Annotated in this window: 25 protein-coding genes and 2 pseudogenes; 20 read left to right on the top strand and 7 right to left on the bottom strand. The window is 45.9% G+C overall.

Annotated elements, in window-relative coordinates:
• Positions 1-62 precede the first annotated feature (62 nt).
• Entirely contained in the window at positions 63-323 is a 261-nt protein-coding gene (locus QRX25_RS15165) for a DUF1871 family protein (protein ID WP_013353370.1), read from the top strand.
• Positions 324-348: 25 nt separating this feature from the next.
• Here the strand turns inward: QRX25_RS15165 and QRX25_RS15160 are convergent, their stop codons facing one another.
• On the bottom strand, positions 349-1,170 hold the full coding sequence (locus QRX25_RS15160) for an alpha/beta fold hydrolase (protein WP_212099053.1): 822 nt from the start codon (positions 1,168-1,170) through the stop codon (positions 349-351).
• A gap of 152 nt (positions 1,171-1,322) precedes the next feature.
• Here QRX25_RS15160 and QRX25_RS15155 point away from each other — a divergent pair, with 152 nt between their 5' ends.
• The 3 genes from QRX25_RS15155 to yugI all read left to right on the top strand — a co-directional run bounded on the left by QRX25_RS15155 (position 1,323) and on the right by yugI (position 3,582).
• Entirely contained in the window at positions 1,323-1,823 is a 501-nt protein-coding gene (locus QRX25_RS15155; RefSeq protein ID WP_013353368.1) for an Lrp/AsnC family transcriptional regulator, read from the top strand.
• Positions 1,824-2,993: an aminotransferase gene (locus QRX25_RS15150; RefSeq protein ID WP_065982183.1), complete on the top strand. Its 1,170-nt coding sequence runs from the start codon at positions 1,824-1,826 to the stop codon at positions 2,991-2,993.
• Positions 2,994-3,189: 196 nt separating this feature from the next.
• Positions 3,190-3,582 carry a S1 domain-containing post-transcriptional regulator GSP13 gene (yugI, locus tag QRX25_RS15145; protein ID WP_065982182.1) on the top strand — a complete coding sequence of 131 codons (393 nt, stop codon included), beginning with the start codon at positions 3,190-3,192 and terminating at the stop codon, positions 3,580-3,582.
• 47 nt (positions 3,583-3,629) lie between these two features.
• Here the strand turns inward: yugI and QRX25_RS15140 are convergent, their stop codons facing one another.
• Positions 3,630-3,866, bottom strand: coding sequence for a DUF378 domain-containing protein (locus QRX25_RS15140; RefSeq protein ID WP_013353365.1), 237 nt, complete (start codon positions 3,864-3,866; stop codon positions 3,630-3,632).
• A 228-nt stretch (positions 3,867-4,094) separates the two neighbouring features.
• Here QRX25_RS15140 and QRX25_RS15135 point away from each other — a divergent pair, with 228 nt between their 5' ends.
• Positions 4,095-5,258 carry an iron-containing alcohol dehydrogenase gene (locus QRX25_RS15135; RefSeq protein ID WP_212099050.1) on the top strand — a complete coding sequence of 388 codons (1,164 nt, stop codon included), beginning with the start codon at positions 4,095-4,097 and terminating at the stop codon, positions 5,256-5,258.
• 87 nt (positions 5,259-5,345) lie between these two features.
• A complete protein-coding gene (locus QRX25_RS15130; protein ID WP_065982180.1) occupies positions 5,346-6,518 on the top strand; it encodes an iron-containing alcohol dehydrogenase in 1,173 nt (390 codons plus the stop codon).
• Between the two features lie 553 nt (positions 6,519-7,071).
• Here the strand turns inward: QRX25_RS15130 and ycaC are convergent.
• The gene (gene ycaC, locus QRX25_RS15125; protein WP_016938145.1) at positions 7,072-7,716 is read right to left on the bottom strand and encodes an isochorismate family cysteine hydrolase YcaC; all 645 of its coding nucleotides are present in this window, start codon (positions 7,714-7,716) and stop codon (positions 7,072-7,074) included.
• 145 nt (positions 7,717-7,861) lie between these two features.
• Positions 7,862-8,427 (bottom strand): annotated as a pseudogene (locus QRX25_RS15120) (NADPH-dependent FMN reductase).
• 267 nt (positions 8,428-8,694) lie between these two features.
• Here QRX25_RS15120 and QRX25_RS15115 point away from each other — a divergent pair.
• From QRX25_RS15115 to QRX25_RS15105, 3 genes are read left to right on the top strand one after another with little or no spacing between them, the layout of a single operon-like run.
• Entirely contained in the window at positions 8,695-10,047 is a 1,353-nt protein-coding gene (locus QRX25_RS15115) for a glucose-6-phosphate isomerase (RefSeq protein ID WP_115997052.1), read from the top strand.
• 21 nt (positions 10,048-10,068) lie between these two features.
• Positions 10,069-10,467 (top strand): transporter, encoded by a 399-nt coding sequence (locus QRX25_RS15110; protein WP_065982177.1) that lies wholly within the window; start codon positions 10,069-10,071, stop codon positions 10,465-10,467.
• Positions 10,468-10,489: 22 nt separating this feature from the next.
• On the top strand, positions 10,490-10,894 hold the full coding sequence (locus QRX25_RS15105; RefSeq protein ID WP_065982176.1) for a YugN-like family protein: 405 nt from the start codon (positions 10,490-10,492) through the stop codon (positions 10,892-10,894).
• Here the strand turns inward: QRX25_RS15105 and kbfO are convergent.
• The gene (kbfO, locus tag QRX25_RS15100) at positions 10,891-11,877 is read right to left on the bottom strand and encodes a potassium channel protein KbfO (RefSeq protein WP_065982175.1); all 987 of its coding nucleotides are present in this window, start codon (positions 11,875-11,877) and stop codon (positions 10,891-10,893) included. The genes QRX25_RS15105 and kbfO overlap by 4 nt on opposite strands.
• Positions 11,874-12,128, bottom strand: coding sequence for a protein mistic (locus QRX25_RS15095; RefSeq protein WP_045509561.1), 255 nt, complete (start codon positions 12,126-12,128; stop codon positions 11,874-11,876). The genes kbfO and QRX25_RS15095 overlap by 4 nt, the downstream gene beginning before the upstream one ends.
• A 133-nt stretch (positions 12,129-12,261) precedes the next feature.
• Here QRX25_RS15095 and QRX25_RS15090 point away from each other — a divergent pair, with 133 nt between their 5' ends.
• The 7 genes from QRX25_RS15090 to QRX25_RS15060 all read left to right on the top strand — a co-directional run bounded on the left by QRX25_RS15090 (position 12,262) and on the right by QRX25_RS15060 (position 18,177).
• Positions 12,262-12,525, top strand: coding sequence for a YuzI family membrane protein (locus QRX25_RS15090; RefSeq protein ID WP_065982912.1), 264 nt, complete (start codon positions 12,262-12,264; stop codon positions 12,523-12,525).
• Positions 12,526-12,571: 46 nt separating this feature from the next.
• The gene (locus QRX25_RS15085; RefSeq protein WP_007408641.1) at positions 12,572-13,249 is read left to right on the top strand and encodes a zinc metallopeptidase; all 678 of its coding nucleotides are present in this window, start codon (positions 12,572-12,574) and stop codon (positions 13,247-13,249) included.
• 42 nt (positions 13,250-13,291) lie between these two features.
• Positions 13,292-14,581, top strand: coding sequence for a hemolysin family protein (locus tag QRX25_RS15080; protein ID WP_013353355.1), 1,290 nt, complete (start codon positions 13,292-13,294; stop codon positions 14,579-14,581).
• A gap of 90 nt (positions 14,582-14,671) precedes the next feature.
• Positions 14,672-16,330, top strand: a complete 1,659-nt coding sequence (locus tag QRX25_RS15075; RefSeq protein WP_212099047.1) for a glycoside hydrolase family 13 protein — start codon at positions 14,672-14,674, stop codon at positions 16,328-16,330.
• Between the two features lie 123 nt (positions 16,331-16,453).
• The gene (locus QRX25_RS15070) at positions 16,454-16,876 is read left to right on the top strand and encodes a secondary thiamine-phosphate synthase enzyme YjbQ (RefSeq protein WP_115997101.1); all 423 of its coding nucleotides are present in this window, start codon (positions 16,454-16,456) and stop codon (positions 16,874-16,876) included.
• A complete protein-coding gene (locus tag QRX25_RS15065) occupies positions 16,869-17,900 on the top strand; it encodes an NAD(P)H-dependent flavin oxidoreductase (RefSeq protein ID WP_212099044.1) in 1,032 nt (343 codons plus the stop codon). Before QRX25_RS15070 ends, QRX25_RS15065 begins: the two co-directional genes overlap by 8 nt.
• Positions 17,901-17,925: 25 nt before the next feature.
• The gene (locus tag QRX25_RS15060) at positions 17,926-18,177 is read left to right on the top strand and encodes a protein YuzH (protein ID WP_212101754.1); all 252 of its coding nucleotides are present in this window, start codon (positions 17,926-17,928) and stop codon (positions 18,175-18,177) included.
• A 17-nt stretch (positions 18,178-18,194) separates the two neighbouring features.
• Here QRX25_RS15060 and QRX25_RS15055 read toward each other — a convergent pair whose 3' ends face one another.
• Positions 18,195-18,932: a protein-glutamine gamma-glutamyltransferase gene (locus QRX25_RS15055; RefSeq protein ID WP_088613335.1), complete on the bottom strand. Its 738-nt coding sequence runs from the start codon at positions 18,930-18,932 to the stop codon at positions 18,195-18,197.
• A gap of 142 nt (positions 18,933-19,074) precedes the next feature.
• On the opposite strand from QRX25_RS15055, the gene QRX25_RS15050 reads away from it, so the two are divergent.
• From QRX25_RS15050 to mcpA, 4 genes and pseudogenes are all read left to right on the top strand, one after another.
• Positions 19,075-21,060, top strand: a complete 1,986-nt coding sequence (locus QRX25_RS15050) for a methyl-accepting chemotaxis protein (protein ID WP_115997056.1) — start codon at positions 19,075-19,077, stop codon at positions 21,058-21,060.
• A 184-nt stretch (positions 21,061-21,244) separates the two neighbouring features.
• Positions 21,245-22,285, top strand: a pseudogene (locus QRX25_RS19870) (cache domain-containing protein); the annotation flags it as partial.
• Positions 22,280-23,233 carry a methyl-accepting chemotaxis protein gene (locus QRX25_RS19865; RefSeq protein WP_373925721.1) on the top strand — a complete coding sequence of 318 codons (954 nt, stop codon included), beginning with the start codon at positions 22,280-22,282 and terminating at the stop codon, positions 23,231-23,233. The pseudogene QRX25_RS19870 and the gene QRX25_RS19865, both read left to right, overlap by 6 nt.
• Before the next feature lie 126 nt (positions 23,234-23,359).
• Complete coding sequence (gene mcpA / locus QRX25_RS15040) at positions 23,360-25,345, top strand: methyl-accepting chemotaxis protein (protein WP_212099039.1); 1,986 nt, start codon at positions 23,360-23,362, stop codon at positions 25,343-25,345.
• The last annotated feature ends 13 nt before the right edge of the window (positions 25,346-25,358 follow it).

The raw sequence follows: 25,358 nt of genomic DNA, 5'->3' as shown, positions 1-25,358 counted from the left end.
TATTTTCACAGTGTATCTATGGTAAAATAGATTTACAAACTTTATTATAAGCGGTGATGAAAATGGAAGAAAGCCAAGCGGTCATGGGAATGATGAAAATCATTGCCAAGTGGGACCCGTTTAAATATGGAGAAGAATTTTATGAGACAGAAGCCGTCGATATCGTTCAGGCCGTCTATCGTGAAGATCGTGCCGACAAGCTGGCAGAAGCCATTCAGGATATCTTTGAAGCTTCATTTGAACAAAAACTTCCGATCGAAGGCTGCCAAAAGGTGGCCGAGCAGCTGCTGTTCATAAAAGAAAGCAGCTCCTGCACCCCTTAAAAACCGGCGGAATCGCCGGTTTTTGTTATTGGATGAATTCAAAAATCCGCTCCGAAACAAACTCCGGACGCTCTTCGGGGACGAGATGCCCCGTATCTTTAAGCGAATACAAAATGGAATCCGGGAGGTCGCGGTGAAGCCGTTTTCCGACTGAGACCGGCACGACCCGGTCTTCTTCTCCCCATATTAAAAGAGTGGGGTTTTGTACTCTCTTCAAATCTTCAGAGTCCAAATCGCCCTCCCTGTGCCTGATGAACCTTGTCATTGCTTTGAAAATCTGCCGGTCTGTAAATGGTTTTTCATAACCGTCAATCATTTCCTGGTCGATAAGCGTCCGGTCATGTACGACATTTAACAGGTTTTTCAGCACGCCGTCTTTTGAAAGCCAATGCTTAAGATACAAGTCAAAACAAGGGATATGCGTTCCGAATATAATCGACGGGTGCGAGCGTTTTAAATACCCCGAGCTGCACAGCAGGACGATTTTAGAAAAAAGCTCGGGTTTAAGAAGAGACGCGGATAAGGAAATCTGGCCGCCCATCGAATGGCCGACGAGCGCGGCCCGGCTGATATTGAGCTTTTCAAGAAGTCCGATCAGAAGCTTGGCGAGGTTTGCATAAGTATATACGAACGTCCGTGATTTTTCCGATTGTCCGAAAGGAGGCAGGTCAACGGCGATAATATCATAATGGCTTCTGAGCAGCGGTATCAGTTTTCTGAAGCTGAATGCCGAAGATAAAAAACCGTGTACGCAGACGAGTGTGTCTCTGCCGGGATTTTCATAATGCTCGTAATACAGCTCAACTCCGTGTATCGCGGCCCGTTTAATCGGTGAAACAGCTTCCATAAAAGGCTTCGCCGTCCTTTCTTTGGTGTGATGTAAAGGCTTTTTTGATTGTCAGATTTTAGCTCTGGTTTCTTTCGCGTTTTTCTTAGCATTTGTCGAAAATCGTGATATAATGTCATGAAGATTTTTGATAATGCAAAGGTGTGAAATATATGAAGCTGACTGAAAAAGAAACAGAAATATTAGAAATTTTAGACGAAAACAGCCGCGTTGATGCGGAAACGATTGCAAAAATGGCGAACATTCCCGCCGATGAAGTCAAAAGCATCATTGAAAAGCTTGAAAAGGAAAAAGTCATCATTGATTATGCAGCGATGATTGATTGGCGCAAAGTCGACGGTTTGGAAGGCGTCACGGCGATGATTGATGTAAAAGTCACTCCGAAACGAAATGTCGGCTTTGATGAAGTCGCTGAACGGATATACAGATTCCAGGAAGTTGAATCAGTGTACCTGATGTCGGGGGTGTATGACCTATCTGTCGTTATCCGCGGCAACACGATGTCAGACGTTGCGAGCTTCGTGTCTGAAAAACTGTCCACCCTTGATTCCGTCGTTTCCACGACAACGCACTTTATCCTGAAAAAATATAAGCATGACGGCAAAGTCTTTGAAAGCGGAGACGATGACAAAAGAATCGTGGTGTCTCCGTAAATGGAAACGAAGACTTCTTATTTATCTGACTATGTGCAGCAGATTAAACCGTCAGGCATCCGCAAATTCTTTGATCTGGCCGCTACGATGGAAGGCGTCATTTCACTGGGAGTGGGGGAACCTGACTTTGTGACGGCCTGGAACGTGAGGGAAGCGAGTATTCTTTCTTTAGAACAGGGCTATACGGCTTATACGGCAAATGCGGGTCTTTATGAACTGAGAGAAGAAATCAGCCGCTATTTAGATCGGCGGTTCAGCCTGAATTATTCGCCTGACAGTGAACTGATTGTTACGGTAGGGGCAAGCCAGGCGCTTGATCTCGCTGTCCGCGCCATTATGAATCCGGGAGAGGAAATGTTAATTCCCGAACCGTGTTTTGTCGCCTATGAATCACTCGTGACGCTGACGGGAGCGAAGCCGGTGCCGATTCAGACTACCGCTGAAAAAGGATTCAAAGCATCAGCAGCCGATTTTGAAGCGGCTTTGACGGATAAAACAAAAGCGCTGCTTCTTTGTTCGCCGTCAAATCCGACAGGTTCCGTCTATTCAAAAGAAGAGCTTGAATCAATCGCTGCTTTCGCTGAAAAACACGACATCATTGTGCTTGCCGATGAAATTTATGCCGAATTGACGTATGACGAGCCATTCACGAGCATGGGGGCCATCCGCGGCATGAAGGAGCGGACGATTCTTATTTCAGGGTTCTCCAAAGCATTTGCCATGACGGGATGGAGACTCGGGTTTACGGCTGCGCCTCCCGTGATCAGGGACGCCATGCTCAAAATTCATCAGCACGCGATGATGTGCGCGCCTTCTATGGCGCAGTACGCGGCGCTTGAAGGGCTGAAAAACGGTCAGGAAGACGTGGAAAGAATGAAAAAAAGCTACCGGAGACGCCGAAATCTCATTGTGGAAACGCTAAACGAAATCGGACTCGGCTGCCACCATCCCGGCGGAGCATTTTACGCCTTTCCTTCCATTCAGTCGACCGGCATGAGTTCAGAAGAATTCGCAGAACAGCTGCTTCTTGAAGAAAAAGTAGCCGTCGTTCCGGGGAATGTGTTCGGCCCGAGCGGCGAAGGGTACATCAGATGCTCCTATGCAACATCCATTGAGCAGATTCAGGAAGCGCTCGTCAGAATCAAACGGTTTGTTGAAAAAAGGGCATAAAAAAAGATACGAACCCAGTTCGCATCCAAATAAAAGGGGGGGAATACTAGAAAGCCTTCGTAATCATAGTATACCCCCCTTTTTCCGTGCTTAAACATCATCATAAAAAAAGTTCTCTTTGCGAAAAACAAACTTGTATGATATAATTTTAAATTGCGTATAAACTGTATTTAATTTAACTTAGGAGTTGTTATGAATGGCAGCAAAATTTGAAGTGGGCAGTGTTTACACTGGTAAAGTAACAGGATTACAAGCGTATGGTGCGTTTGTTGCATTAGATGAAGAAACTCAAGGACTTGTGCATATCTCTGAAGTCACTCACGGTTTCGTAAAAGACATCAATGAACACCTTTCAATCGGTGACGAAGTACAAGTAAAAGTACTTGCAGTTGACGAAGAAAAAGGTAAAATCAGCCTTTCTATCCGTGCGACTCAAGCTGCGCCTGAAAGAAAAGAAAGCAAACCAAGAAAACCGAAAGCGGCTCAAGTTTCTGAAGAATCTTCTGCTCCGCAAGGTTTCAACACACTGAAAGATAAGCTTGAAGAGTGGATTGAACAGTCCAACCGCAAAGACCTTATCAAAAAATAAGCATCAAAAAAAGCACCGGATATGTATGTTCGGTGCTTTTTTTATGTTTATCTGACTTCCGGATTTGTTGCTTCCTCGCGGGATGTTTCTTCGTTCGGCTTAAACAGCAGGCCGAGATTGATCAGACCGGCGATGCCGACAAGGCCGTAAATAATCCGCGACAGAGCTGATCCTTGGCCGCCGAAGATGGCTGCTACTAAATCAAATTGGAAAAATCCGATCAGTCCCCAGTTAATAGCGCCGATAATCGTTAAAACGAGACAAATACGCTGAATAACACTCATGTAAACAACCTCCTCTATGAATTCGTGAAACAGTTATAGATTGTGACAAAGCAAAGAATCTATGCATACTACATTCTCCGCCGTGAAAATCACACTGTTTCAAGCTATATCTGTGCCTTTCCCAAGGATCCGCCGTCTGTAAACCATATGATGTGCCGTCAAAAAAGCGGATTGCTTTACATTGAACGTCATCTTTCTGCATAATATAAATCCAAAGGAGGAGATGTCATGCAAAACTTTACATACTGGAATCCGACGAAATTGATTTTCGGAAAGGGAGAGGTTGAAAAACTTCCTGAAGAAATCAAGCCGTACGGAAAAAACGTGCTGCTCGTATACGGAGGCGGCAGCATTAAGCGCAGCGGCCTTTACGATCAAGTAACCGAGCTGCTGAAAAAAGCAGAAGTTACCGTACATGAATTGGCAGGCGTAGAGCCGAATCCGCGTGTCTCAACGGTGAACAAAGGTGTTGCGCTCTGTAAAGAAAACAACATCGATTTCTTATTGGCCGTCGGCGGCGGAAGTGTCATTGACTGTACGAAAGCCATCGCGGCGGGTGCTAAATATGATGGTGACGCGTGGGATATCGTCACGAAAAAACACCAGCCGAAAGAAGCGCTGCCGTTCGGAACAGTGCTGACGCTTGCGGCGACCGGTTCAGAGATGAACTCTGGATCAGTCATCACAAACTGGGAGACACAAGAGAAATACGGATGGGGAAGCCCGCTCGTTTATCCTAAATTCTCCATTCTTGATCCGGTAAACACATTTACCGTTCCGAAAGACCACACCATTTACGGCATGGTCGATATGATGAGCCACGTATTTGAACAATATTTCCACCACACGTCAAACACGCCGTATCAGGACCGGATGTGTGAATCGCTTCTGCGCACGGTGATTGAAACAGCGCCGAAGCTGATCAATGATCTGGAAAACTACGAGCTTCGTGAGACGATTTTATATACAGGCACAATCGCATTAAACGGAATGCTGTCAATGGGCGCAAGAGGGGATTGGGCCACACACAACATCGAGCATGCGGTGTCTGCGGTTTACGATATACCACACGCGGGAGGTTTGGCGATTCTGTTCCCGAACTGGATGAGACATGTGCTCAAAGAAAATCCGGCCCGCTTTAAACAGCTTGCCGTCCGTGTCTTTGATATTGACGAGACAGGCAGAACAGATGAAGAGATCGCGCTTGAAGGAATCAGCAGGCTGTCTGCTTTCTGGACGAGCCTCGGCGCTCCGAACAGACTCGCTGATTATGACATTTCTGACGAGAAGCTGGATACGATTGCTGATAAAGCGATGGCAAACGGCGCATTCGGACAGTTCAAATCACTGCAGAAAGAAGATGTGCTTGCGATACTGAAAGCATCATTGTAATCAAATAAAGGGGGGCGGCCGAATTGGCAGCTCCTTTTTTTCTGTGTTATAGTAATTCCCTTACGATTTTTTTGGAGGTTATTGTGAATGGAGAACTTTACGTACTACAATCCGACGAAACTGATTTTTGGAAAAGGTCAAATCGACCAATTGAAAAAAGAGCTGAAGCAATACGGGAAAAATGTACTGCTTGTTTACGGCGGCGGCAGCATTAAGAGAAACGGCCTGTATGACCAAGTAACAGGCATCTTAAAAGAAGAAGGCGCATCCGTTCATGAGCTTGCGGGCGTTGAACCGAACCCGCGTCTGGCAACGGTGAATAAAGGAATTGAGCTGTGCAGACAGCATGAGATTGATTTTCTTCTCGCCGTCGGCGGCGGAAGTGTCATCGACTGTACAAAAGCGATTGCGGCCGGAGCGAAGTATGACGGCGACGCATGGGACATTTACAGCAAAAAAGTAACGGCGCAGGACGCGCTCCCGTTCGGCACGGTGCTGACGCTTGCGGCGACTGGCTCTGAAATGAACCCGGATTCCGTTATCACAAATTGGGAAACAAATGAAAAATTCGTATGGGGCAGCAATGTCACTCATCCGCGTTTCTCCATTTTAGACCCTGAGAATACATTCAGCGTACCTGAAAACCAAACCGTATACGGCATGGTGGATATGATGAGCCACGTATTTGAACAATATTTCCACAATGTTGAAAACACGCCGCTTCAGGACAGAATGTGCTTTGCGGTACTTCAGACGGTGATTGAAACAGCGCCGAAGCTTTTGGAAGACCTCGGGAACTATAAGCACCGCGAAACGATTTTATACGCGGGTACGATCGCATTAAACGGCACGCTGCAGATGGGCTATTTCGGCGATTGGGCTTCCCACACGATGGAGCACGCCGTATCAGCCGTATATGACATCCCTCACGCGGGAGGACTCGCGATTTTGTTCCCGAACTGGATGAGATACACGCTTGATACAAATGTAGACCGTTTTAAAAACCTCATGCTCAACATGTTTGACATTGATACTGAGGGCAAAACAGATAAAGAAATTGCGCTCGAAGGTATCGATAAATTGTCAGCATTCTGGTCAAGCCTCGGCGCGCCGTCCCGCCTTGCGGATTATGACATCGGCGAAGACAAGCTTGAGCTGATCGCAGACATCGCCGCAAAAGAAATGGAACACGGTGGATTCGGAAATTTCAGAAAACTGAACAAAGATGACGTGCTTGCGATACTGAAGGCGTCTCTGTAAGATCACCTTCCCGGCCGGAGTGAAGATGAAATAGATGTTCAAGCTGCAGATATAGCCGTTTTGGGAGTCCCTCTTTCAGGATTTTCAATTAGTGCATCAGATTTACGCAGTTCAGAAGACACCTATTTGAAACCTGATTGAGGATGTATAATTGAAGGCAAAAATCAAAGAGTATGCAGATATACACAATGTTAATTACGTGTCCTTACTTCAAGCTGGAAAAACAGGGTTTGTTAGTTGAAAGAGCGAAGTCGGCACCCTATGAAATGTAAGATACGAATATTAGGGTCCATTTAGGAACGACGTGAAAATTTCTATAGAATAGGCATTATTGAGTGAGCCGACTGGTTAACAGTCGGCTGACTTTCTACTTGATCTAGTTATATTATTTAAATATCACCATTTAAAGCCTTAGCATGTTCCATACTATGATCTGAGATTTTTCTTCATGGTCAAACCTCCAGCGCAGACCATTAAAAATATGAAGAAATCGTAAAAATAAAAGCAGTGCTGCTAATTTAAAAAAGGAGCACTGATTAAATAAGCGCTGCATTTATGCATTTTGTGTACTAAGATCTCGCTGAGCCCCCATATAGCTTCCCATTAAGTTTTGATAACCTGGAAGATGACTGGAAATTAATGCACCAAAACCTTCAACATCGTTGCGCCAATCACGTTGTAACTCGCATGCTACGCTAAACCAGTTCATCAGCTGTGCGCCCCCATGAGCCATACGGGTTAACGATGCATCTGCCACTTGCTTACTAAATGTTCCAGAAGCATCTGTCACAACAAACACTTCGTAACCTGCCTTGATTGCGGAAAGTGCAGGGAAAGCCACGCAGACATCTGTAACTACACCTGCGATAATAAGTTGTTTTTTCCCAGTCGCTTCAATTGCTTTAACAAAGTCTTCGTTATCCCATGCATTAATTTGTCCGGGACGGGCTATTTTTGGTGCATCAGGAAAGAGATCCGTCAATTCCTGCATTAGTGGGCCATTAGGTCCGTTTTCAAAACTCGTTGTTAAAATAACCGGTAAATCAAAGAATTTAGCTGTATCACCAAGGGCCAATACATTGTTCTTAAATTCATCAACACCATAGTCACGTACTAGACCGGAAATAAGGCCGGTTTGATGATCCACCAAAAGAACAGCAGCATCATCTTTTGAAAGACGAGAATAAAGATCAGACATTTTATGATCCTCCTTAAATTCATCAAGTAAGTTTGTCAATTAAAAAAGGTAAATCTAAGTCTTATATCTTCTATAAACAAACTAATATTATTTAGATAGAAAGCTATTTCTGAGGTGATTTTTAGTGAGGGTTATGATCCTTCTATTAATTTGGAACGGGAACCGGAGCATGATCAATCCAATGGATGAACTGTTGTAAATAGCGTTGAAGATAACGTTTTGTTTGTTCATCCGTAAGTATTTTTTGAGTGGAATCAATTTTCTCATGGACTTGTGAAATCAGCATTTTTTGAAATGGCAGAACATCGACTTGCATCGCTTCGAGTACTTCTCTCATTTGCATTTGAGCAAAGGCAGTACCGAACCCTCCGGGGGTTGCTCCAATTAAGCCAACCGGTTTTCTGTTTAAAACAGAAGAGGTCCGCGGTCTCGATGCCCAGTCCAATGCATTTTTTAATACCCCCGGAATTCCGGAATTGTACTCTGGACTTACAATGATGACGCCGTCAACGTCTTGTATATCAGCTCTAAAGGATGTTACTGATTCTGGTGCTCCGGCCATTTCTAAATCTTCGTTAAAAAAGGAAGACTGTCTATTTCAATCCAACGAAATTGAGCCGAATGATCCAAGTCAATCAATGATTGAGCAATAGCTCGATTATACGAGTTTTTTCGTAAACTACCACAAATAAGAACAATAGTTTTAGTCATAAAATCACCTCCCGGTTTAAAATTATTTTTATATTAACATGATAACCCAAATATAGACACTATTTTTAAAAATAGGAATATTTGATTTATTGTGCGTGCATTCACCTTCAATACATTTTCGTCATTTGTTTAGTTATCCTTCTCACAAGATATTGAAAATTTAGCGCAAATCCAGTAGTCACCCGGCCTTCTTCATGACTTGATTTAGCTGAGGAGTTCATATAAAGTGAAAGGGAAAACAATTCACCGTTATGGAGGGACAAGCAAATGACGCATGTACGCTTTGATTACTCAAGAGCGTTACCTTTTTTCAATGAACATGAACTTACATACGCACGTGATTTCGTAAAAACGGCACACCATAATATCCACGAAAAAACAGGCGCCGGAAGCGACTTTTTAGGCTGGGTGGACCTCCCTGAAAACTACGATAAAGAAGAATTCGCGCGCATTAAAAAAAGCGCTGAAAAAATTAAATCAGATTCAGACGTGCTCCTCGTCGTCGGAATCGGCGGTTCATACTTAGGAGCCCGCGCGGCAATTGAAGCGCTCAATCATTCTTTCTATAATGTCCTGCCGAAAGATAAACGCAAAAACCCTCAAGTCATCTTTATCGGCAACAATATCAGCTCAACTTATATGAAAGACGTTATGGATCTTTTGGAAGACGCTGATTTCTCTATCAATGTTATTTCTAAATCCGGCACGACGACGGAACCTGCGATCGCTTTCCGGATTTTCCGCAAACTTCTTGAAGAAAAATACGGAAAAGAAGAAGCGAAAGCGCGGATTTACGCGACGACAGATAAAGAGCGAGGCGCTTTAAAAACGCTTTCTAATGAAGAAGGCTTTGAATCATTCGTTATTCCTGACGATGTCGGCGGACGTTTCTCCGTTCTGACTGCGGTGGGCCTTCTGCCGATTGCGGTAAGCGGGGCTGATATCGACGAAATGATGAAGGGCGCTCTAGCTGCGAGCAAAGACTTTTCCAGCTCGGAATTAGAAGAGAATGCGGCTTATCAATACGCCGTCGTCCGCAATGTTCTATATAATAAAGGAAGAACCATTGAAATGCTCATCAACTACGAGCCTGCGCTGCAATACTTTGCAGAATGGTGGAAGCAGCTCTTCGGTGAAAGTGAAGGAAAAGACGAGAAAGGAATCTATCCTTCTTCCGCTAACTTCTCAACAGATCTTCACTCTCTCGGACAATACGTTCAGGAAGGCAGACGCGATCTGTTTGAAACTGTATTAAACGTTGAAAAACCGAAGCATGAGCTGACTATTGAAGAAGCGGAAAATGATCTTGACGGCTTAAATTACTTAGCCGGCAAAACGGTCGATTTCGTCAACAAAAAAGCGTTCCAAGGCACAATGCTTGCCCATACAGACGGAAAAGTGCCTAACTTAATTGTCAACATTCCGGAGCTTAACGCATATACATTTGGATATCTCGTCTATTTCTTTGAAAAAGCGGTGGCAATGAGCGGTTACCTGCTCGGAGTCAACCCATTTGATCAGCCGGGTGTTGAAGCCTATAAGGTGAATATGTTCGCGCTTCTCGGCAAACCGGGCTTTGAAGAGAAAAAAGCAGAGCTTGAAAAACGCCTTGAAAAATAAAAAGAATGGCTGGCCCGCCGCATGACGGGTCAGCCTTTTTTAAACCGTGAAAGGTGTGATGATGAATTGGCACGACTCTTATGGAAGCATGCCGTCATTTCAGTCTGTTCCGCCGTTATTGTCTATCCTGCGCTGAATCCTTCTTCCGCTGTCCTCTTACAAACCATCCTGTTTTTCGTTTTTCCCCTCGGGTTTTTTACGGATATGGTCCGGCTGAAACTGAAGATTGGCCGGCTGCATTCGCTGATTACGAAGTGCTGTCTCTATGCCGCCGTTTTCTTTATTTCACCTGAAGCCGCTGCGTCCGCAATTGTGACGTATTTTCTGATTGAATGCGCCGTTTTCTCTTTTCAGCGTCTGTCTGCGGCTCCTGATTCTTCCCGGAAGCCGTATGAAGATGCAGCAGAGCGGGGACGCTAAAGACTAAAAGGAGCATATTTACATGATCAGCATACCATCTTCACTTGAAGGGCAATCTTTTTTATTCCGCGAATTGGAACAGGTGCTGAAACCGATCGGTTATACCATCGGAGGCGGCTGGGAGTATGACCGGGGATTCTTTGATTATAAAATTTCCGATCAGGACGGCTATTTATTTCTCCGTATCCCTGTTGAAGCAAATAAAGGACGGCTAGATGAACGGGGGGCTGCCGTTACAATCGGCACGCCCTTTTTGCTGAGGCACGTCTATCAGCAGGAAACGGATGATACAGCAGGCGGCGGTGTTTTTGAATCAGTATTCAACCAATTCTCCGAGCCGAAACGCCGGGATGCGGCAATTGACCGTTCATATATCGATATCGGCATCTCGCTCGTGAAAGAACTGGAAGACGTTCTGCTGCATTAAAGAGCCAAAAACAGATCAGTGCTGAGCACGTGGTATGACAGGGGAGGGGTAAGCATCGGCCCCTCTTCTTTTTGTATGCCGATGATCGTCGTATTCCGCTTGAGATAATAGAGCGCACAATCATGATAAGATAAGCCTTTTAATTCCTCAGGGACGGGAATGATGCGAACCTTTTTCTCCAGCGTCAGATCGGACAGCGTTTGCGGTTTGGCAAGCTGCAGCTTGACCCGGTAATGCTCAAACATCACCCGGCTCGACAGCCGTGATGTGCACAGAATCTTATTGGCTCCCGCGCGTTCGGCGTTTTTGACATATCGTTCCGTTAAAATTTCTACGATACAATACACGGACGGATGCAGCCCTTTGATGGCGAGCAGCGTTAATACCGACAGCATATCAGCTTCCGCCTCATTCTTCTGCTGGTCTGCTGTCAGAATGACGGTATCGGCTTCCGTAATATTCGCCTTATTGAGCGTGCCGTCATCTGCAGAGTGTCCGCGTATGAAATGGACGTTCTCTATAAGCGGCCCTTCTCGTAATGAATCATCGATCAGGACGACTGTTTTTGATGGTGCGAAATGCTGCAGCTCTTTCAGAAGCATATGTGATTTCTCATTCCATCCGACAAGAATGACGTGCCCCTTGCCTTTAAAGGCGACCCTTCCTTCGACATAGCGGTGCTGTTTGCTGAACGCGGCTGAAGAAAGCGTAGCGAAATAGGCGGTCACAAAGCTTGCTCCGCTTAATACAAGCACCATACCGGCAATCTTCCCGAGCGGTGTCTGGGGAACATAATCGCCGTAGCCGACCGTGGATACCGTAATAACCGCCCACCATATGCCTTCAAACACAGACGTGAATCGTTTCGGCTCAAGCATGTAAATCAATTGACCGAACAATAAGATCAAGGCGATAATGATCAATCCGATCCGAATATATAACGGCCATCTCAGCCAGGAAATAAAGATACGGTTTGATTTCATTCGTCCGGTTCTTCCTTCGACAGAGAGATGGACAAAATCTGCTTAATAATGGTATTTAATTTTTCGTTCAGCTGTTCCTGGCCGTATGAGTCACGCGCCTGTCTGATTAAATCGGCCGTCTCATCCTCGAACTGAATGAGAGGTTCGTCGTTTTCTGATTCATTATAGAGCTGGATAAAGACGTCAAGCCCCTCATTCATCCTGTCTATCGCATTGCTCAGCTGTTCTTTTTCGCCATTTGTCACTTTCATGATGGATCACACCTGTATCTTTTTTTATACAGTATGTCCCAGTTCATTTGATGTCTTTCAAAAATCGGCGAAAACATATTCACCCGCTTTTTTTCATATGATAAAGAAAGCGGACCGAAAAAGGGTGAGTCAGATGACAGTCATTCAAAAAGTGCTGGCGGCGCTGGCCGGAGCGCAGCTGCTCGCTTCAGCGGCTGTATTGCTTATTTTCGATTTGAATGGATACGATCATATGTCCGGCGGCTTTTCATGGCTTGCTTTTGCAAAAAGGACCGTTGGCACGTTTCCGTTTTATACCGCAATGGCCGGGTGTTTTCTGATCATGCTCGCAGGTTTGATTCCTGTCAGAAAAAAGAAGCGGATTTCTGTACAGGAAAGCGGACATTCATTAAAATAATATATAAGCAGATCGTACGATATAAGAGAAAAAGGAAGAGGATAATATGCTGTTTGTCTTTTTAACAATTGCTGCATTGGGATTGTCGTTTTGGGCACAATTTAAAGTGAAAAGCAATTTTCAGAAATACTCAGACGTGGAAGCTTCCAGTCAGCGGACGGGGGCGGAAACGGCAAGACGGATTCTTGATATAAACGGTTTATATGATGTGCCGGTAGAACCGGTAAGAGGCACTTTAACAGACCATTACGACCCGACGGAACGGGTGGTGCGTTTATCTGAGCCGGTATATTACGGCCGCTCCATTTCCGCCATTTCCGTCGCTTCCCATGAAGTCGGACATGCTTTGCAGCATCAGGAATCATACGGCGCGCTTGTGCTGAGACACAAAATTTTTCCGGTCGTCAATTTTGCCTCCGGGGTTGCCCCTCTGCTTTTCTTGGGCGGGATGCTCCTGGGCAGCTTGAATTTAATCGGACTCGGCATTATTTTATTCTCTGCCGCTGTTTTTTTCCAGCTTGTCACGCTGCCTGTCGAGTTTAATGCCAGCGCAAGGGCGAAGCGGATTATCGTGTCGGAAGGATTCATTCGCAACAGTGAAGAACACGGCGTGAATAAAGTGCTGAACGCCGCCGCGCTGACGTATGTGGCTGCGGCGCTCGTTTCATTATTCGAGCTGCTTCGTTTTGTGATGATTTTCTTAAACGGTCGTGATGAGAATTAACACGAAGGAGGTGGCCCCTTACCGTTTGCGGTAGGGGTTTTTTTGCTTATATTAAAACTGATTCTCATTATGCTGTTAATCGGATTAACGGCCATCTTTGTCGCTGCGGAATTTGCGATTGTAAAAATCCGCGGATCAAAAATTGCGGAACTGGTTGAAACCGGAGACAGCCGGGCGCTTGCGGCGCACAGGGTTATTTCAAATCTCGATGAGTATTTATCAGCGTGCCAGCTCGGCATTACGATTACGGCGCTCGGACTCGGCTGGCTCGGTGAACCGACGATTCAGCGGATTCTTCTTCCTGTTTTCAGCCTGATCGGAATGCCGTCATCCATTACGCACGTCGTCACGTTTATTGCGGCGTTTATCGCCGTCACGTATCTGCACGTCGTCATCGGCGAACTTGCGCCGAAAACGATATCCATTCAAAAAGCCGAAGCCGTCAGTCTGTGGACAGCGAAACCGCTCATTCTCTTTTATAAAGTGATGTATCCGTTTATCAAGCTGTTAAACGGCTCGGCCGGATTTTTGGTCAAACTGTTCGGCTTTCATTCAGTGAAAGAACATGAAGTCGTGGTCAGTGAAGAGGAATTGCGGGTGATTTTATCCGAAAGCTATAAAAAAGGTCAAATCAATCAATCTGAATTCCGTTACGTCAACAAAATATTTGAATTCGATAACCGGGTCGCCAGAGAAATTATGGTGCCGCGCACCGAAATCGCCGCCATCTCGCTTGACCAGTCAGTTGATGAAGCCATTCATTTGATCATCAACGAGCGATATACGCGATATCCGGTTATTAAGGAAGACAAAGACCACATTCTCGGCATAATTAACAATAAGGATTTATTTAAGGCGTATTTTCTCGGCCGTTCCATTGAATTAAAAGAAATTATGCGTCCGGTAATCAGAGTGATTGAAAGCATCCCGGTTCAGGAACTTTTGATCCGCATGCAGAAGGAACGGATTCATATGGCGATTCTCGTTGACGAATACGGCGGTACGGCGGGGCTTGTGACCGTCGAAGACATACTGGAGGAAATCGTCGGGGAAATTCGTGATGAATATGACCAGGATGAAATGCCGCACATCGTCAAAAAAGGCGAACACCATTATGTGATGGACGGCAAAGCACTGATAGAAGAGGTGAATGACCTCCTTGATATCGCCATCGAAAATGAAGACATTGACACGATCGCGGGATGGCTCTTAACACAAAAAATGGAGCTGAAAAACGGCGACGTGTTTCATGCCGAAGGATGCGAATTCAAGGTGCTGGAAGCCGAAGACCACCATATCCGCTTTGTTGAAATTAAAAAAACTGATTTCTGAGCCTCCTGCTTTTTGCAATGAGGCTTTTTTTCTGAAAAAAATGCTTCTTCATCCCACTCCTTCATATGCTGTAATGAAAGGAGTGGCTGTATGAAAACGGATTGGTGGAAAACGGCGGCCGTCTATCAAATTTATCCCCGAAGCTTTATGGATTCGAACGGGGACGGAATCGGCGACATTAACGGGATCAGAGCAAAGCTTCATTACATAAAAGAGTTGGGGGCGGATGTGATCTGGCTTTGTCCTGTTTTTGACTCGCCGGGCGCGGACAATGGCTACGATATTCGGCATTATAAACAAATTGCCGGCGAATTCGGGACGATGGAGGATTTTGACCGGCTCCTCGCGGATATTCATGCGCTCGGCATGAAGCTGATCATAGACCTCGTCGTCAACCATACAAGTGATGAGCATCCTTGGTTTATCGAATCACGCTCAGCGAAAGATTCCGAAAAACGGGACTGGTACATCTGGAGAGACGGAAAAAACGGCAAAGAGCCGAACAATTGGGAAAGTATTTTCGGCGGATCGGCATGGGAATATGATCAAGGGACAAATCAGTATTACCTTCACCTGTTTGACAAAAAACAGCCCGATTTAAATTGGGAAAACGAAACGATGAGGCAGTCCGTTTATGAGATGATCCGCTGGTGGCTTGATAAAGGCATAGACGGCTTTCGGGTGGATGCCATTTCTCATATTAAGAAAAAAGAAGGGCTCCCTGATATGCCGAATCCGGATGGTCTCCCGTATGTCCTGTCCTTCCCGTATCATATGAATGGGGAAGGCATCATGGATCTCCTGAAAGAGCTGAAGCGGGAAACATTTTCACGTTATCCGATCATGACGGTCGGCGAGGCGAACGGAGTGACGGCTGCGGAGGCGGCTAATTGGGCCGGTGAAGAAAACGGCGTCTTTCATATGATTTTTCAATTTGAACACCTCGGTCTCTGGGATACGGATGAGAATCAGAATATCTGCATTCCGGCGCTTAAGCGCGTCTTGTCAGGCTGGCAGAACAGTCTTGAAGGTAAGGGCTGGAATGCGTTATTTATGGAGAATCACGACCAGCCCCGTTCCGTTTCGGTATGGGGTGACGAACGGTTTTTGAAAGAAAGCGCCAAGGCACTCGCGGCGATGTATATGCTGATGAAAGGCACGCCGTTTATTTACCAGGGGCAGGAACTCGGCATGACCAATGTTTCGTTCCCATCCATTGAAGATTACGACGATGTCGCAAGCAAACAGCTGTATGAAATAGAGACGTCCCGCGGTGTTCCGCATGAAAAAGTGATGGAAATCATCTGGAAAAAGGGCCGGGATAATTCACGGACACCGATGCAATGGAGCGGCGCGGCGAACGGCGGGTTTTCTGATGCTTCCCCGTGGCTCGGGGTGAACCCGAACCACACATGGCTGAACGCTGCATCGCAAATGCAGGATGAAACATCCGTATACCACTTCTACAAACGGCTCATCGCCCTCAGAAAAAAACATGACGTATTGATCAGCGGAACATATGAATTGCTGCTTCCGGAGGACCGACAGATTTATGCCTATGTAAGAAAAGACGGAACGGAAACCGCCCTGATCATCACCAATCTGTCCCAAACCCCCGCCTTATACAGGCATCCCGGTTATCCGCTTGATTCCGATTCGCTCGTGCTCGCAAACATGGAAACAACAGCGCATCGGCATGTGACATCTGTTCTATTAAAGCCTTATGAAGCCCGCGTATATGTATGGTGAAAAACTTCAGTTCCGAGACTGAAGTTTTTTGTGATCTGCGTTTATCATCGCGATCCGACAGGAAAAGACAAATACAGAAACGAATATGGGAAAGGAAGAGAAAAAAAGGAAGGAGTTTCTCATATGCTGAAAAGATTGCAGATTCAAACAAACAGACGGGATGAAATGATCGACATCACGCATGAAGCCGAAGTATTTCTCCGCGAAACAGGCGTAAAAAGCGGCTTGGCGCTTATATACTGTCCCCATACCACAGCCGGCATTACCATAAATGAAAATGCCGATCCGGATGTGAAAAGAGATATGCTCAGAAGGTTTGATGAAGTGTATCCGTGGGAGCATGAACTGGACCGGCACATGGAGGGAAATACGGCGGCACATATGAAAGCGAGTACAACGGGCGCCTCCCAGCATGTCATTATTGAAGATGGACGCCTGATTCTCGGAACGTGGCAGGGCATTTATTTTTGCGAATTTGACGGTCCGAGAAACAGAACATGTTATATCAAAATACAGGCTGAAACGGGGGAAATCACAAATGAGTGAGTGGATGGACGCATTATCATTGACAAAGCCCGTCATTCAGGCGCCGATGGCCGGAGGGCTTGTCACGCCGCGCCTGGCATCGGCGGTATCAAATGAAGGGGCGCTCGGAAGTCTCGCTTCAGGATACGTCAGTCCGCAGGCGCTTGAAAAACAGCTTATCGAGATGAAAGACCTGACGGACCGCTCCTTTCAAGTGAATCTTTTCGTCCCGGAAGAAAGGCAGATGCCTGAGGAGGAACTGGTTGAAAAATGGAAAGCGCGCATCCCGAGGGCAAAAGACGCCAAGCCGTTCTCCGATTTGAAAGAAGAATGGAATGATTTTGAGGAAAAAGCGGAGCTTCTGATCCGTTACGGGGTCAAAGCGTGCTCATTCACCTTCGGCCTGCCGCCGGAAAAAACGGCAGAAAAGCTGAAGAAAAGCGGCTGTTTCCTTTTCGGCACCGCGACAACGCCGGAGGAAGCGAAGGCCTTTGAAGAGCGGGGAATGGACGCCGTTATCCTTCAAGGCATAGAAGCCGGCGGACACCGCGGATCGTTTCTGCCGGTTAAAGGAGAACCGGCTCTCGGCCTTATGGCGCTGATTCCGCAGGCTAAAGACGCGCTGAAAATACCGGTCATTGCGGCAGGAGGCATTTTTGACCGCCGCGGGGTGCAGGCAGCCCGATGTTTGGGTGCGGACGGTGTTCAAGTGGGCACACCGTTTCTCCTTTGTGAAGAAAGCAGCGCCTCACCGGCATATCAAAAAGCCATTGCCGAATCAAAAGGAGCCGACACGCGGCTGACCACATTGTTTTCGGGAAAACAGGCGCGGGGAATCGTGAATCAGTTCATGACAACATATGAAGCTGATGAGGGGAAAACGCTGCCTTATCCGCTGCATAATACGCTGACAAAGCCGATGCGCGGGCATGCGGCTCAATCAGGAGACGCGGAGCATATGTCTTTATGGGCAGGCCAGTCCGCCGCGAAACTTGAAGGGCCGACAGACGTGAGAACCGTTTTGGACGCTTTGTGCCGATCATAATTAAGATGCTGTGAGGTGATGGATGATGAAGATTCTTCAAATGTCCTATAAAAAAAGAGGGAATATTGAGTTTGTCTTTGAAGATTTTCCGCATTCCAAAGTCACCATGGCGCCGATTAAAGGGTATTACTTTGTCCGGACCATTAAATGGAGCCGACGGGACAGAGCCGTCACCCGCCATGATTTAGAGAAGTTTGAATGGGCGGCAAACCAAGCGCTCGGCACGACTGCTTTTTACCGAAAAAGAAAAGCATTTCACATCCCATCGTCATCATGACAGACGATGGGATTGTTTTAATGCATGATCTGATAAAGCGCGGGCGCATCAAGCCTTGTCGCCTGAGAAAGCAGATAAGCCGACTGCACGGCATTTTTTCTTCTTAAAGAATTCAATCTCTGGATGATTTGTTCAGCGGTCAGAATCCCGAGACCGTGGGCAAAATATTGATCATTCCCCATCACAATGACATTTTCTCCCCTCCACTGGGCCTTTGCGGGATTAAACTCAGGGTTTTTAAAATATAAACAATCCCCCCGTAAAAAGTGTCTGCCGGTTTCCGTGTAGATCGGCAGGTGCTCATAGTGCCAGTCATACAAAGTAATATCCCGGAAACGGCGGTCAAACCGTTCTTCACCGATTGTCTTTAAGACGGCCAGATAATAAATCACAACAATGGCGGTAGCGCATTCAAATGCATAAAACGCCCCGTTTTCAATAATATCCCGTATCGCTTTGGAAGCGGGGATTCTGTACTTCAGCTCCAGAGCTCCTTCCGGCGTCACTCTCCAATAAGCCGTATTTCCGTATGTTTTGGCGAAAGTTGCAAATTTTACGCCTGATCCGTGCAGTTCTCTTGCAGCCTCCACGATATGGCGCCGCAGCCGTGCTTCAAACATCAGTTCAGTAATCGACCCGTAATCGAATTGTACGGGAGAATTGATCAGTTCATTTAAATACGGAACAAGGCTTTCTTCCGTCTGCCAGTTCGCGATGTCCTGGGGCCGAAGCACTTGGCCGGATATGATAATCATCTGCACGCCCCCTCTCTTTTTTTATAAGATATGCAGGAGGCTTGGGCAATGAAAATCAAGTCATAAAAAAGGGGGAAATGTTAACAAAATGTGAAGGAGGAGCCGATATATAAGGTATCACATATGAGGGAGTAAGCTTAATATGAAAAAATTCATCAATTGGTGTACAAAGGCATCGATTTCACGGAAGTTAATCATTTCATTTATCGTGATCTTAATCATACCGATTCTCGTGTTAGAATTCAGTTCATACCATACGGCGAGCAATTCGCTGGATAATCAGATTTCAGGCAACGCGAAAAATAACATCGACTCTTTTAACACGACCATTACAAATGATATCGGAGCAAAAGCAAAGGCGATTGAATTTTTCAGTGAAACCTTAAAAGGTTCATCATTCTCTAAGAAAAATAAAAACGAACTTGAAGAAAAGTTCGGGCAATACACGTCTATTCATAAGGACGCAGCCCGTATTTACGGAGGAACGGAAGACGGCAGCTACGTACAGGCGCCGAAGGAAAATGTTCCGGCCGATTACGATCCGAGAACACGCGCATGGTATAAAGACGCTGTGAAGGCTGGCGGCACACTCGTTGTCACCGATCCTTACATCGCGGCAAACGACGGCAGCATGGTTGTCACCGTGGCAAAGCAGATGCAGGACGGAACGGGCGTAGTGGCCATGGACATTACGATTGACCAGCTGCTGAAGCAAATGCAGGAAATCAAAATCGGGAAAAAAGGCTTCGTATTTATAACATCTAAAAATAAGACTTACGTCGCGCATAAAGACCATAAACCGGGTGATAAAGTATCAACCCCGTGGCTGAATGAGGTATACAGCAAAGATAGCGGCATTATTTCATACAAGCTTGATAATCAAGATAAAAAAATGGCGTTTACGACAAATAAACTGACCGGATGGAAAATAGAGGGGAGTATGGAACTCACCGAAATTAAAGACGCCTCAAAACCGGTGCTGACGATGGGAATGATCGTGCTGACAGCATCCATTATCATCGGGGGAATTTTAATTCTGCTGATTGTCAGATCTATTACATCACCGCTGAAACGGCTTGTCCGCTCGTCTAAACAAATCAGCGGCGGAGACCTGACCGAAACCATTGAAATCCGCTCGAAAGATGAATTGGGCGAACTCGGTGCAAGTTTTAATGAAATGGGAGAATCTCTGCGCGGACTTATAAGCGCGATCCAAAACTCTGTCGACAACGTTGCCGCTTCATCGGAAGAGCTGACCGCTTCAGCTTCGCAGACAAGTAAAGCGACGGAGCACATTACAATGGCAATTGAGCAGTTTTCAAACGGAAATGAAGAGCAAAGCGAAAAAGTCGAATCAAGTTCAGCCAAGCTGAATCATATAAATGAAGGGCTCGCAGCCGTTTCCCGCACATCATCATCCATTACGGAAGCATCTAAACAATCGAAAGAAGCTGCCGGCACAGGGGAAGAGTATGTGCAGCAAACCGTCGGGCAGATGAATCTCATCAATCAATCCGTTCAGCAGGCGGAAGCTGTTGTGAAAGGCCTTGAAGCCAAATCAAAAGACATCACTCATATACTAAGAGTCATCAACGGCATTGCCGATCAGACAAACCTGCTTGCATTAAATGCAGCCATTGAAGCGGCAAGAGCCGGTGAATACGGACGAGGCTTCTCAGTGGTCGCGGAAGAAGTGCGCAAGCTGGCCGTCCAATCTGCAGGTTCTGCCAAAGAGATAGAAAAACTCATTCAGGAAATTACAGCTGAAATTAATACATCGCTTCACATGTTTACATCCGTTAATGAAGAAGTTCAATCAGGACTTGCCGTGACGGACCGCACGAAGGAAAGCTTCCAGAATATCTTCGGCATGACAAACGACATCGCTGAGAAGCTTCAATCAATGAACGGCACGGTTGAACAGCTGTCAGACAGCTCTCAGCACGTCTCAGCCGCGGTGACCGATATTGCGGACGTATCAAGAGAAAGCGCGGCAAGTATTCAGGATATTGCCGCATCCGCAGAAGAACAGCTTGCATCTATGGAAGAAATCAGCACATCCGCCGATACCTTGGCGCAAATGGCCGAAGAACTGCGGGAATTAACGAAACAATTTAAAATCAACTAGTGAAAAAGGACGCTTTCCGGGTGGAAGGCGTCTTTTTTTATGGAGGAAGCTAGAAAATTAAATAAAAAGACTCACCTTAAAAGAGAGCACATAGAACTATTTTTCATTTATGACTAAATTTTCAATGTAATAAAAAGGTAGTCCGCCGATATAAACAGTAAATGATTGAAAGAGGTTTACAAAATTGAAAAAAACAGCAAAAAACATCGCAAAAAAATCAATAGCCAGAAAACTCATCTTGTCATTTTTACTGATTTTACTCATTCCGGTAGCAGTACTGGCTGCCAGTGCCTACCGTTCGGCGGCTTCATCCGTTGAAAATCAAATGATGGAAAGCGCTGAGGGGAATGTGCAAATCTTAAACAATATGATTGATGACCGGATCGGAACGTTTACAAAAAGCTCAGCATATTTCAGCGAATGGGCGACAAGCGCAAAATTTAAAGAAAAAAACCAAACGGAAATGAAAGAAAGATTCAAGCAGTTTATTGAAAGCAATGATAAAGCGGCAGCCATATTTTCAAGCAGCAAGGAAGGCGCGTTTACACGTTATCCGCATGCCGATATGCCGGCCGATTTCAATCCGCTTGAAAGAAGCTGGTATCAAGAAGCCATGGAGAATAAAGGCCAGACCATCATCACGGACCCTTATCAGTCCATCTCAAACAAAAAGATGGTCGTTACCATGGCCCGTGCCGCGCAAGACGGATCAGGCGTCGTCGCCATTGATATTAAAATCGACGATCTCATCACGATGACAAAAGAAGTCAATATCGGAAAAGAAGGATACGCCTTTATCCTCAGTAAAAATAAAAAAGCCGTTGCCTACAGTAATGAAAAAGCCGGCGCGGCGGTATCGGGAAAATGGGTTGATACATTATACAGCGGGGAAAAAGGCGATTTTGAATATACGCTGAACGGAAAAGCGAAAAAAATGGCTTACGTCACCAATAAGGCGACAGGCTGGAAGATCAGCGGAACCATGTCCGTTGATGAAATTAAGGATGCGGCAAGACCGGTTTTGACCATAGCCGTTATCATATTGGCGATAGCGGTTGCCGCAGGAATGATTTTCATTTATTTTGTTATCCGCTCTATTACAAAACCGCTGAAACGCCTCGTAGCTTCAGCGGAAAGAATCAGCAGCGGAGATCTGACGGAAACCATTGATGTCAGCTCCAAAGATGAGCTTGGTGTGCTCAGTAAAAGTTTTAATCATATGACCGATTCACTCCGGTCCCTTATTCAGGGAATTCAGGACTCTGTTGAACATGTCGCTTCTTCCTCAGAAGAGCTGACGGCTTCGGCTGAGCAGACGAGCAAAGCGACGGAACATATCACCCTTGCGATTGAACAGTTTTCCAATGGAACGGAAGACCAAAGTGACAGCATTGATAAAGCGACATCCCAAGTGAATGACATGAAAGACGGACTCAGCGATCTGGCGGAAGCGGCAGCCGTTGTGACGGAAACTTCAATTGAATCGGCAGAGATATCAGTCACCGGAGAGCGGCTTGTTAAGAAAACTGCCGGGCAGATGGGCACTATTGATCACTCCGTCAGTAAAGCAGAACAAGTCGTAAAAGGGCTAGAGCTCAAATCGCAAGACATCACCAGCATTTTGCGCGTCATTAACGGCATTGCCGATCAAACGAATCTTCTCGCCTTAAATGCGGCCATAGAAGCGGCAAGAGCGGGAGAATACGGACGCGGTTTCTCAGTCGTCGCAGAAGAAGTGAGAAAGCTTGCCGTCCAATCAGCCGATTCAGCGAAAGAAATCGAATCCTTAATCCATGAAATCGTTAAAGAAATTCATACATCGCTCGGAATGCTGGAATCCGTCAATCACGAGGTGAAAAGCGGACTGCAGCTAACGGACGAAACGGAAAAAAGCTTCCGGGACATCTCCGCCAAAACAAATCAGATTGCCGGTGAACTGCAAAATATGAATGCAACCGTGGAACAGCTTTCTGCCGGGTCTCAGGAAGTCTCAAACGCTTCAGAGGATATCGCGGCCGTCTCCAGACAAAGCGCGGCAAGCATACAGGACATTGCGGCTTCAGCTGAAGAGCAGCTTGCGTCTATGGAGGAGATCAGTTCATCCGCCGTCACGCTCGAAAAAATGGCTGAAGAATTGCGCGGGCTGACAAAACGTTTTAAGATAAATTCTTAATTAAGTCTAAAAGACTACTTTTTAGATAGGTAAAAAGTATGTTCGTTATATTTCTTCTTTTAGGATATGTATATTTACCTATAATTGCCGATATGAAGGGTAAACATGCAAGAGGAGATATAGCAGATGAAAAAAATTGTGCAAATTATCAAGCAGAGATCGCTTACAAGAAAACTGCTCATTTCTTTTTTAGCCATTCTTATTCTTCCTATTTCAACGCTGGCTTTTATCGCTTATCAATCGGCGGTAAGCACGCTTGACAGGCAGATGATGGGAAGCGCATTAGATAATGTGCAGCAGATTAATGATATGATCAATACAAGCATCAGCCAGAAGGAAGACGGCGCGGCATATTTCAGCGATTGGCTCACCAAGGATCGGTACAAGCCGAAAAACCAATCGCAAATTACGGATAAATTCAGTGAGTATATAAAAATCAATAAAGACGTGGAATCCATCTATACGAGTGACACGGAAGGCCATTTCACCCGGTATCCCGACCTGCAGATGCCTAAAGGATATAATCCGCTTGAAAGAGATTGGTATAAAAAAGCCGTGGAAAACAAAGGGAAAGTTGTTGTAACAGATCCTTACCGCACGGCTTCCACTAATACGATGGTCGTGACGATCGTGCAGCAGACGAAAGACGGTTCAGGAGTCATCGCCATCAATATGAAAATCGAAGAGCTTCTGAAAACGACAAAAAAAGTGAACATCGGAAAATCAGGCTATGCTTTTATCCTGACGAAAGACAAAAAAGTGGTCGCCCACCCGAACCGCACATCAGGCACAGTATTAAACGGGGATTGGGCTGAACAGCTGTACAGCAGCAAAAAAGGTGATTTTCAATACAGCTACGACGGCCAGGAAAAGAAAATGGCTTATGATACGAACGGGCTGACAGGCTGGAAAATCAGCGGAACAATGTATCTGGACGAAATTCATGAAGCGGCGCTGCCGATCCTTCATCTGTCTCTGCTCGTTCTCGTATTAGCGATTGTCATCGGAACCATTGTCATGGTGCTGATTATCCGTTCAATCACAAAACCGCTCAAACAGCTTGTAACATCGTCGAAACAGATCAGTGAAGGCGATTTAACTGAAACGATCGAGATTCAATCAAAGGACGAATTAGGCGAGCTTGGAAAAAGTTTCAACAATATGGCCGCTTCGCTCAGGTCTTTGATCCATGCCATTCAGGATTCCGTGAATAACGTCGCGTCTTCATCAGAGGAGCTGACGGCTTCAGCAGAGCAGACTAGCAAGGCAACCGAACATATCACATTGGCAATCGAACAATTTTCTAACGGAAATGAAAGCCAAAGTGAAAAAATTGAAAGCGCGGCGGAACATATTTATCAAATGAACAACGGGCTTAAAGATATGGCGAAAGCATCTGCCGTCATTACCGAATCTTCCGTTACATCAGCGGAAGTCGCCAATTCAGGCGGAAAGCTCGTCCACCAGACGGTCGGCCAAATGAACGTCATTGACCAGTCAGTGAAAGAAGCTGAACAAGTAGTGCGCGGCCTTGAAACAAAATCAAAAGATATTACAAACATTCTCCGTGTCATTAACGGAATTGCTGATCAGACAAACCTTCTTGCGCTGAACGCGGCAATTGAAGCGGCCCGTGCGGGAGAATACGGCCGAGGCTTCTCAGTCGTCGCCGAAGAGGTCAGAAAACTTGCGGTGCAGTCTGCCGATTCAGCGAAAGAAATCGAAAGCTTGATTATAGAGATCGTTAATGAAATCAATACATCTCTCGGCATGTTCCAATCCGTCAACAAAGAAGTGGAGAGCGGACTTGATATTACGAATCAGACCGAAACGAGCTTCAAACGGATTTCTGAAATGACGAACCAGATCGCCGGAGAAATTCAAAACATGAACGCGACGGTAGAACAGCTGACAGCCGGATCGCAGCAGATTTCAGGAGCTTCCGAGCAAATCGCGTCCATCGCAAAAGAAAGCTCCGCCAGCATTCAGGATATCGCGGCCTCCGCCGAAGAACAGCTGGCTTCAATGGAAGAAATCAGTTCGTCTTCGGAAACGTTATCCCAAATGGCGGAAGAATTACGTGATATGACGAAACAATTTAAAATAGAATAATAGTAGAAAGACA

This window comes from Bacillus sp. L381 (genome assembly GCF_030284525.1).
Lineage (GTDB): Bacteria > Bacillota > Bacilli > Bacillales > Bacillaceae > Bacillus > Bacillus amyloliquefaciens.
The sequence above is the reverse complement of the archived record's forward strand: the minus strand, read 5'-3'. Positions and strand labels throughout refer to the sequence as shown.